General features: G+C 69.0%; 10 protein-coding genes. 6 read left to right on the forward strand and 4 right to left on the reverse strand.

All coding sequences use genetic code 11. The features are described from left to right. From G6018_RS00005 to G6018_RS00020, 4 genes are all read left to right on the forward strand, one after another. A partial coding sequence (locus tag G6018_RS00005; RefSeq protein WP_206685246.1) for an ABC transporter permease occupies nt 1-784 on the forward strand: 784 nt, incomplete at its 5' end. 145 nt (nt 785-929) lie between these two features. Continuing rightward, nucleotides 930-1,559, forward strand: coding sequence for a nucleotidyltransferase domain-containing protein (locus G6018_RS00010; RefSeq protein ID WP_182638399.1), 630 nt, complete (start codon nt 930-932; stop codon nt 1,557-1,559). After that, nucleotides 1,559-1,945: a hypothetical protein gene (locus tag G6018_RS00015; RefSeq protein WP_182616522.1), complete on the forward strand. Its 387-nt coding sequence runs from the start codon at nt 1,559-1,561 to the stop codon at nt 1,943-1,945. Before G6018_RS00010 ends, G6018_RS00015 begins: the two co-directional genes overlap by 1 nt. A 212-nt stretch (nt 1,946-2,157) precedes the next feature. Further along, a complete protein-coding gene (locus G6018_RS00020; protein WP_182616524.1) occupies nt 2,158-2,838 on the forward strand; it encodes a TetR/AcrR family transcriptional regulator in 681 nt (226 codons plus the stop codon). Between the two features lie 31 nt (nt 2,839-2,869). Here the strand turns inward: G6018_RS00020 and G6018_RS00025 are convergent, their stop codons facing one another. The 3 genes from G6018_RS00025 to G6018_RS00035 are packed head-to-tail and all read right to left on the reverse strand — an operon-like array spanning nt 2,870 to nt 6,094. Then, a complete protein-coding gene (locus G6018_RS00025; protein ID WP_241730573.1) occupies nt 2,870-4,306 on the reverse strand; it encodes a sodium:solute symporter in 1,437 nt (478 codons plus the stop codon). A 50-nt stretch (nt 4,307-4,356) separates the two neighbouring features. Further along, nucleotides 4,357-5,406 carry an isopenicillin N synthase family oxygenase gene (locus G6018_RS00030; protein WP_182638400.1) on the reverse strand — a complete coding sequence of 350 codons (1,050 nt, stop codon included), beginning with the start codon at nt 5,404-5,406 and terminating at the stop codon, nt 4,357-4,359. Further along, nucleotides 5,399-6,094 (reverse strand): hypothetical protein, encoded by a 696-nt coding sequence (locus G6018_RS00035; protein WP_182638401.1) that lies wholly within the window; start codon nt 6,092-6,094, stop codon nt 5,399-5,401. The genes G6018_RS00030 and G6018_RS00035 overlap by 8 nt, the downstream gene beginning before the upstream one ends. A gap of 175 nt (nt 6,095-6,269) precedes the next feature. Here G6018_RS00035 and G6018_RS00040 point away from each other — a divergent pair, with 175 nt between their 5' ends. Together G6018_RS00040 and G6018_RS00045 are read left to right on the forward strand one after the other, a co-directional pair. Beyond that, nucleotides 6,270-6,902, forward strand: a complete 633-nt coding sequence (locus G6018_RS00040) for a Type 1 glutamine amidotransferase-like domain-containing protein (protein WP_182638402.1) — start codon at nt 6,270-6,272, stop codon at nt 6,900-6,902. A gap of 131 nt (nt 6,903-7,033) precedes the next feature. Continuing rightward, a complete protein-coding gene (locus G6018_RS00045) occupies nt 7,034-7,939 on the forward strand; it encodes an alpha/beta hydrolase (protein ID WP_182638403.1) in 906 nt (301 codons plus the stop codon). 359 nt (nt 7,940-8,298) lie between these two features. Here G6018_RS00045 and G6018_RS00050 read toward each other — a convergent pair. After that, on the reverse strand, nt 8,299-8,584 hold a 286-nt coding region (locus tag G6018_RS00050), incomplete at its 5' end, for a nitroreductase family protein (protein WP_182638404.1).

Consider the following 8,584-nt stretch of genomic DNA (forward strand, 5'->3'; position numbering starts at 1 on the left):
GCGCCCCGGCCCCGCCCACGCCGGCCGGTTCCTCGGACGGCCGGTGGGCCTGGCCGCCCGGCTCCAGCGCGGTTCCCTGCTGGGGTGGGGCGCGGCCGTCGTCGTCCTGGGAACGGTCAACGGCGCGTTCACCGACGCCATGCTCAGCGCGAGCGGGGACATGCCGCAGGCGATGCAGGACATGTTCGGTGCCCAGGGTCTGGTCAACGGCTACGTGGCCTTCCTCGGGTCGTTCGTCGCCGTGCTCGCCGCCGCGTACGTGGTCTACGCGACGCAGTCCCTCCGCGACGAGGAGGGCAGGGGCCGCGCCGACCTGATCCTGGCCACGCCCGTCAGCCGGATCTCGTGGGTGGGCGCCCACCTCGCCGTGGTGGCCTGTGGCGCGGTGCTCATCCTGGCGGTCACCGGGATCTGCACGGCGCTCGCCGCCGCCGTGGTCACCGGAGACACCTCGCTCGTCGGTGGGGTGATCGGCTCGCACCTCGGCGCCACCCCGGCGGTCCTGCTGGTGCTGGGGGTCTGCGGGGTGTTCTACGGCTGGGTTCCCCGGTTGACCGCGCCCGTCGGCTGGGCGGTGGTCGCGCTGATGTTCCTGGTGGCCAACTTCGCCGACCTGCTGGACTTCCCCGGGTGGCTCCGGTCGCTCTCGCCGCTGCACCATCTCGCCGCGGTCCCGGTGGAGGAGTTCGCCCCGGCGCCGTTCCTGCTGGTCCTCGTGACGGCCGGCGCGCTCGTGGCCGCGGGTCTGGTGGGGTTCAGGCGTCGGCAGGTGGTCTCGGGCTGACGGCACGGCACAGGTCGGTAGGGGTGTCTGTGACGAACACTGAGTTCCCCGATCGGGTTCGACGACACCAACCACCACGACCCTATCCGGGTCCTCCAACTATAGTTGTGATACTCTAACTTTAGTTGGAGAAAGGGTGCGGACTATGCAGCTGAACAAGCCGTTCGCCACGGTGACGCCGACCCTGGACGGCGACGTGCTGGCGGTCTTGGCGAGCGCGGACGTCACGTTCACGGTCAGCCAGGTCCAGCGAATCCTCTCCACCGCGTCAGGGGAGGGCATCCGCAAGGTCCTCAACCGTCTCACTGCCCAGGGCGTGGTGCTGCACGACGAAGTAGGCCGGACCCACACCTACCGCCTCAACGCCGAGCACCTCGCGACCGGGCCGATCATGGAGCTGTCACGGCTGAACGCCACTTTCCTGAGCCGACTCGAACAGCACCTGGGCGAGTGGGGGACGGCACTGCGGTACGGCGCGGTGTTCGGGTCGGCGGCGACGGGGCACATGACGCTGGGGAGCGACATCGACTTGTTCCTGGTGCGCGCGATCGACAACGAGAACGGCGTCTGGGAGCAGCGGGTGACTGAACTCGCCCGGCTAGTTACCGCGTGGACCGGCAATGACGGCCGGATCGTCGAGTTCGCCGAAGACGAGTTCCGCGCTGCGGCCGACGCAAGTGAGCCCCTCCTCGATGACGTGTCGAAGCAGGGCCTGACCGTCGCGGGGAAACGGGCCTGGTTCGTCTCGCAGCTGCGCTCGGCAAGGAGGTCGTGATGGCGGGGCAGCGGAACTGCGATGCGGTAGTCGCCGCGGGGCGCATGTCCAAGGCATCCGAGTTTCTCGACGCCGCGGTTCATCTCGGGGAAGAGATGCCCAACGCCGCCGGGGACCTGTACGTCAACGCGGGCATTGCCGCCTCGGATGTCATCTGCTGCGTGCGCCTCGGCGTGCATTCCAACACCGGCAACCACAGCGAGGCGGTCGCCCTGCTGAAGAAGGCCGACAGCGGATCTGAACGGCACTTGAACACCCTGCTCAACCTGAAGAACAAGGCTGCCTACACGCATCAGGACCTGACCGATGGGGAGTTGAAGAAGATGAGCCGCGCGGCGGATCATTTGGTCGAGGCCGCCAAGCAAGCAGTGGCCGCCCGCGGGTAGTTCCCAGTTCGCTGATTGCGAACGGCGTCGTCGCCAGTCCGGGGTGCGGAACCTGCGCCCGAGCGACCTCTGTGGGGTATCGGACATATCTTCCGCTGCACGGTGGATCCCGCGGTCACCCCCGTCAGCCGAGATTCGTGGGCCACCGCGCGCGCTCTGTCGTCGACGACCAGAGGAGTGTGCCCCGGCCGGGCGTTGATAGCCTCTGCGAGGTGACCAAGACTCGTGGCCGGCCGCGCCGCAACCCCGGGTCGCCGACCGGACTCGGCAGCGAGCAGGACATCCTGCACGCCGCGGGCGAGCTGTTCGTCACCAGAGGCTTCGGCCGGACCAGCACCCGGGCCATCGCGGAGGGTGCGGGGTTGCAGCAGGCCAGCGTCTATCACTGGTTCGGGTCGAAGGACGAGATTCTGCTCCGGCTGGTGCTCGGCACAGTGCTCCCGTCCCATCGGATCGCCGACTGGCTGTTGACCACAGACGCCCCGGGGCACGTCCTGTTGTGGGCGCTGGCGTACGCGGATGCGGGGTTGCTGCACGAGGACCCGCAGAACCTGGGGGTTCTGTACTTCGATCCGGAGCTCGACGGCGACCAGTTCAGCGAGTTCCACGAGGTCCGGGATTCACTGCACGAGGCCTACCGGGTCCTGCTCGAACGCACCACGGGCGAAGCCGCCACTGACGTCGACGTGGCGATGCTCGTCGGCCTGGTGGAGAACGTCATCACCTACCGGCGCCGGACACGGTCGCCGATCCCGGACGACACCCCGGCCCGGGTCGCCGATGCGACGCTGACGCTGGCACGGGTCCCCGAGCTCCTTACCGACGAGACGCGGGCCCGGGGACTCGAGATTCTCGGAGATCCCGACTCCCCGGGCCCGGGGTCTGTCGGGTGACGCCGCTCGCGACGGACGCCCTCGGGCGAGGCTAGGCCCTCGCGGGGACCTCGACTCCCCGGTCCGGTACCGACTCGTCGACCGCGGGTGCCGGCGTGGCCTTCCGCGTGTCGGCCCGGGTGTCGGCGGCGGCCACCGCCACGTAGACCACGAGTGACACGGCCGCGGCGAGGAACGTGGTCCAGCCGTCGACGCTCGTGGTGACCACCTCGTTCGGGATGTACAGCAGGGTGTTCTCCACGCCGTAGATCGTCGGTGTGAGGACGAAGAACCCGAGCCGGACCCCCAGTCCCAGCGCGGCGGAGATCACCAGTGCCCTCGTGCTGACTAACCGTGTCCACAGCGACAGGACGAACGGCGCCACGATACTGGCGCACAGCAGGTCGAAGGTCAGGGTCAGGAGGATCCCGGTGTGGTTCACCCGGAGTGCCACGATCACGCCGATGACGGCGACGGGGACCATCGACCAACGAGAAGCCTGGAGCACGTTCAGGCGCAGCTTCCGCGTGTCGATGACGGTTCCGACCACGATGGACGATGTCGCGAGGAGGATTCCGCTGACCGTGGTGAGCGAGGCGGCCAGCAGGGCAGCGATGACCAGCATCGCGATCGGAACGGGCACCTGATCGGTGAGGAGCTGGAAGAGGATCGGCGACTCGGAGTCGCTGTCCCCGAGCAACCCCGCCCCGGCCACGGCGACCGCGGCCAGCGGGACGCACAGGACCACGGTTCCGGCGGCGGCGATCAGGCTCGCCGACCTGGCCCCCCGGGCCGTCTTCGCGGAGGACACGCGCTGGATGAGGTCGATGGCCACCAGGTTGCCGAAGCCCAGGGCGAAGAACGTCGCCCAGTTGATGGCCGCGCCCGCGGCGGGTGCCGTCAACTGCTCGAGATCCGAGATGCCGAGCCCCTCCGGCGCCGCGTATCCGGGGCCCATGAACATCCAGGCTGTCAGCCCGACGAACCCGACCGCCATGACACCCATGAGGAACAGGCCCGTATACACCGACGCGAACATCCCGCCGACCATCGTGTAGGCGAGTATCGCCAGGGTGACGAACACGATCGCCGCCCAGTAGGGCACTCCGATGAAGTGGTCCATCATGTGACCCAGCGCGACGAGGTTGCCCGCCATGAGGATTCCGAAGCTGGTCACCGTCAGGACGGCCGTCAGGATCTCCCCGGTCCGTCCGAACGTCTGCCGGAAGTATTCGGGCAGCGAGTACAGCTCCCGCTCCCGCACCTTCTCGGCAACGAAAAGCCCCATCAGCAGGAAGGATGCGGCAAGACCCAGCGGCAGTGCGGCACCCGCCCAGAATCCGAATCCGCCCGCGAGGTCCGCCGCGCCGACGGTTGCATTGGAGTCGACGACCTGGGACATCAGGAGGACGGCGACGAGGGGCACGGTCAGCGTCCGCCCCGCGACCGCGAAGTTGCGGTTCTGTCCTCTCACCCTGGTGGAGGACATCAGACCCAGGATGACGAGTAGAACGACAGTTGCTCCGATAGCGACACTGATCATCGCGACTCACCCACCAGGGAGGTCTCGCGACCCAGCGAGTACAGGGGACGCGCGCCCTCCGGGAGTGCGAGATCACCGTCCGCGATCCGTCGCCTCAGGTAGGCGAAACTCTGCGCGGTCTGGGCGAACAGGTGCTCGCCGGCGTGCAGCGGCTCGTAGGTGGAGTCGTTCGAACCGGGGAACGTCAGGGGAGCGACCATCGTGTCGTAGTCGACGGTGAAGAACAGCGGGTACGAATACCGTTCCCTCGAGATCTTCCTGACCCGGTGGGACGTGGCGACGAACGCGCCGTTGGTCCACACCTCCAGCAGGTCCCCGATGTTCACGACGATCGCGTCCTCGCGGTACGGGACCTCGATCCACTCTCCCCGGCCGTTCATCACCTCCAGCCCGGGAGCGGTGGGCTTGAGCAGTGTCAACGCCTCGTAGTCGGTGTGCGCTCCGATCCCGGGGCGGTCCTCGGCGTCGGGGTTGTACGGGTAATGGATCAGCCGCAGCTGCGAGGGCGGCTGGGTCACCGATCCGAGGAACGTGGCGGGGTCGAGGTCGAGGTACCGGGCGAACGCCGCGAGGAGCCGCGACCCGAGTGCGAACACCTCGTCGTAATAGGTCGTCACCGCCTCCCGGAACCCCGGCAGGTCGGGCCACTGGTTCGGCCCGAGCAGGGGGTTGCCGGCCAGATACTCCGGGTGGTCGGCCGGCAGGTCGATGGACAGGTCGTAGGCCTCCTTGAGGTCCGGGGTGGCGCCGGCGAACACCTCCTCCCCGATGGGGACGTATCCGCGGTGGTTGGTGGAGTTGCCGATGTACACCTCCCGCTTGACGGAGTCGGGCTGGGCGAAGAAGCGCTGTGCGGCCTCGTGCATCGCGCGGAACGTCTCATCGGCCACGCCGTGGTTGACGATGAGGAGGAAGCCGACGCCTCGGGCGGCCTCGCCGAGTCGGTCGACGCACTCCGCTGAGGGCCCGCGGGGATCGGCGAGCGTGGACACATCGATGACCGGGATCGACTCGAAGTCGACGCTGGGTCGGTGGGGGTCAGTCATTCTCGGCTCCTGAGTGGGTCGGGCGGGTCGCGCGGGTCGGGTGGATCGGGTCGAAGGACACGGGTGGACCGGAGTGCTCGCCGGCCCGCCAGGAGATGACGAAGCGGCCGTCGGAGTGAGGGGACAGGGAGAAGAGGGGAGGCTCGGGCCCCGACCACGACGAGTACCGCGCGAGCCAGCCCTGAGCGGTCCGTGAACCGATGTGCACCGACGACGGCCGGCCCCCCGCGGGATCAGCGCCCAGCGCGAGACCGAAGCTGTCGCCGACGCAGACGACCAGCGCCTCGGTGCCGTGGTCATCGACCCCCCTGGCCTCCCACACCGGTCCGGGCTCGTCGGGGCGCTGCTCCCACAGCTCGACGTAGTCGAGCTGTCGGCCCACCTCCAGCAGTCCCCACCCCGGCACGTCGAAGAGTTGCCCGATATCGGCGGACCCGAAGGCCTCTCCGGCGGCGATGGCATGGACCCACTCGAATTCGCCGATGGCGGCGTCCGTGCACTGGAGTCGGCCAGCGAAACCCATGTGGAAGTCCCTCGCGCCCGAGTCGTCGGTGGAGAACCTCGCGTCGCAGAACAGTCGGTTCCCCTGGATCCAGACGACGTCGGAGCACTGGTCGGGGGTGGCGTCGCGGGAGTGGAACAGGCGACGCCGGTAGACCGCGGGAGCGGGGCGCAGGGCGGGTTCCATGGAACTCCTATAAATCGATCACTCGAACGGAATTAGTCAAACGGCGCTGCGTTGCGCCGCTGTTACGTGGGCGTCAAGGGATGAGAAATTGGGCGACCGTCGGAGTCCGGGGGCTGGCCGGGCCGATGTGGGCTGCGCACCTCGTGGCGCGCGCCTTCCCTCGTAGAGTGGCGTCATGAACCTGCTCCTGCTGTCCCTCGGCGTGGGCGCCGTCCCCGACTTCCTCGCCGAGCACGTCAACCGGCCCGCACCCGCTGTGCGCATCGGGTACCTGAACGACGCCGCGAGCCCCTACGCGGGAGCCGGGTTCGTCGCCGCGGAGCGTGCGCAGCTCTCGGACCTGGGGTACGTGCTGACCGACATCACCGTTGCCGGCATCGACGACGCGGGCGAGTTCGCCGGCCTCCTCGACGGGGTCGACGCCCTGTACGCCGCCGGCGGCAACACCTTCGTGCTCATGGCGGCACTGCGCCGACGGGGTGCGGATGCGGTCCTCGTCGAGCGGGTACGGGCGGGGCTGCCCTACATCGGGTCGAGTGCGGGGTCGGTCATCACCGGACCCAGCATCGAACCGGTCAGCCTGATGGACGACCCCTCCGCCGCCCCCGAACTCACCGACCACGCCGGACTCGGTCTGGTCGACACCGTGGTGATCCCCCACGCGGACGGCGCGCTCCCGCCCTACCCGCCCGAACTCGTCGCACGGCTCGTGGAGACCTACGGGAGCACCTACCCGCTGACACTGGTGAACGATGATCAGGCGTTGCTCGTCCAGAACGAGACGGCACGGCTGATCAGTTCGCACTGACCTGAGGCCGGAAGTGACACGTTCTCGACACCGGTAGTGGCTACGATCGCTCATGGCTCGTTGGGCACTGCGCCCGACCGCCGATCCGACTTCCACGACCCCACGGGGATCTCTCCCCACAGAGGACGACCATGCGCATCCCGTTTCTCGATCGCATCCGCGATCGCCGCCGGTATCACCCCGATCTCCGCCTCGCGTCAGTGGTGCTGCCCCCGCGCCTCGTGGGACCGCGGACCCTGCCGGCGGTGCAGAAGATCGGGACACTGCTGCCAGGACTACGGGGAACGGAGACCCACGAACTCGACTCGGGCGCGACGGTGCGGGTCTTCCGTGCCCCAGGTGATCAGTCGTCATCCTCGGCAGGCCTTGTATGGATCCACGGCGGTGGATACGTCGTCGGTTCTGCGGCGCAGGATGACGTGCTCTGCCGGGCTCTGGCGCGGAGCACCGGTGCGACCGTCGTGTCGGTCGACTATCGACTGGCGCCGCGACACCCATTCCCGGCGGCGCTCGACGACTGTCACGCGGCACTCGGATGGCTGGCCGCTCAACCCGGTATCGACACCCGCCGGATCGCCGTCGGCGGCGCGAGCGCCGGCGGTGGGCTCGCAGCCGCGCTCGCGATCCGGGCCCGGGATGAGGGCCCCGTCGCCCCGGTGCTGCAACTGCTCGCGTACCCGATGGTGGACGACCGGACCGACACCCGCGACCGGCGACACCGACTGTGGGACGCACGATCGAATCGGTTCGGCTGGACGAGCTACCTGGGCGGGGCCGACCCGTCCACGGCCTCTCCGGCCCGCCACCCTGATCTGGCCGGGGTCGCTCCGGCGTGGATCGGCGTCGGCACGGTGGATCTGTTCTTCGAGGAGGACAAGGCGTACGCGGATCGTCTGGAGCGAGCCGGAGTGCCCTGCGAGTTCCTCCCGGTTCCGGGCGCGTTCCACGGTTTCGACCTGGTCGTCACCCGCGCCGGGGTCAGTAAGGACTTCTTCCGGGCGCAGTGCGATGCACTACGGCAGGCCTTCGGCGAGTGACGGGGTCGTGACTCAGTCCGACAATCCGGCCACGCTGTACCCCGGATGTGACGCCGCCGGCGACCCGGCCCACTGATCACCACATGACTGGAACGGGCAGCTGGGAGACGGATCGACCACCACCAGGACGACACCGGTCGAGGTTCAGGGGTTCACCTCCTCGCAGTGAGGACCCGGAGTGACTGGTCGAGGGCGTCCGCGGCCCACGGGATGTCCGAGCGGGTGAAGGGCAACGGTGGTCGCAGCTTGAGTACGTTGCCGAACGGGCCCGCGACCGAGGTCGCACACTGCCGCGCGGGCGGTCAGGTACGGATTCTGAGCGACTCGGTCCGCAACCGCGTTCTCACGCGGCCCCGGATCTACACCCAGTCGACCGACAGCGGCGACCTGCGTCCCCACCCGACGGTCTGCAACAGCGGCTCGTCCAGCTCGAGGGCGGGGTGTCCCAGGCACAGGTACGCCAGGGGCCGGGCCCCGTCGGGCACGGGCACGCTGTCGGAGAGGTGGTCGGGGTCGACGAGGCTCACCCAGCCCATGCCCAGGCCCTCGGCCGTCACGGCCAGCCACAGCAGGGTGATGGCGGCGACCACGCTGTACTCGGTGGCCGCCGGGACGCTCGTGGTCCCCAGGACCGGCCCGGCGGGA

The organism is Dietzia sp. DQ11-44, from assembly GCF_014145205.1.
Classification (GTDB): domain Bacteria; phylum Actinomycetota; class Actinomycetes; order Mycobacteriales; family Mycobacteriaceae; genus Dietzia; species Dietzia natronolimnaea.

Bases quoted from the DNA above. Each gene is read 5' to 3' on its own strand.
- G6018_RS00010 (WP_182638399.1), top strand. From the start codon at position 930: ATGCAGCTGAACAAGCCGTTCGCCACGGTGACGCCGACCCTGGACGGC.
- G6018_RS00015 (WP_182616522.1), top strand. From the start codon at position 1,559: ATGGCGGGGCAGCGGAACTGCGATGCGGTAGTCGCCGCGGGGCGCATG.
- G6018_RS00025 (WP_241730573.1), bottom strand. From the start codon at position 4,306: ATGTCCTCCACCAGGGTGAGAGGACAGAACCGCAACTTCGCGGTCGCG.
- G6018_RS00030 (WP_182638400.1), bottom strand. From the start codon at position 5,406: ATGACTGACCCCCACCGACCCAGCGTCGACTTCGAGTCGATCCCGGTC.
- G6018_RS00035 (WP_182638401.1), bottom strand. From the start codon at position 6,094: ATGGAACCCGCCCTGCGCCCCGCTCCCGCGGTCTACCGGCGTCGCCTG.
- G6018_RS00040 (WP_182638402.1), top strand. From the start codon at position 6,270: ATGAACCTGCTCCTGCTGTCCCTCGGCGTGGGCGCCGTCCCCGACTTC.
- G6018_RS00045 (WP_182638403.1), top strand. From the start codon at position 7,034: ATGCGCATCCCGTTTCTCGATCGCATCCGCGATCGCCGCCGGTATCAC.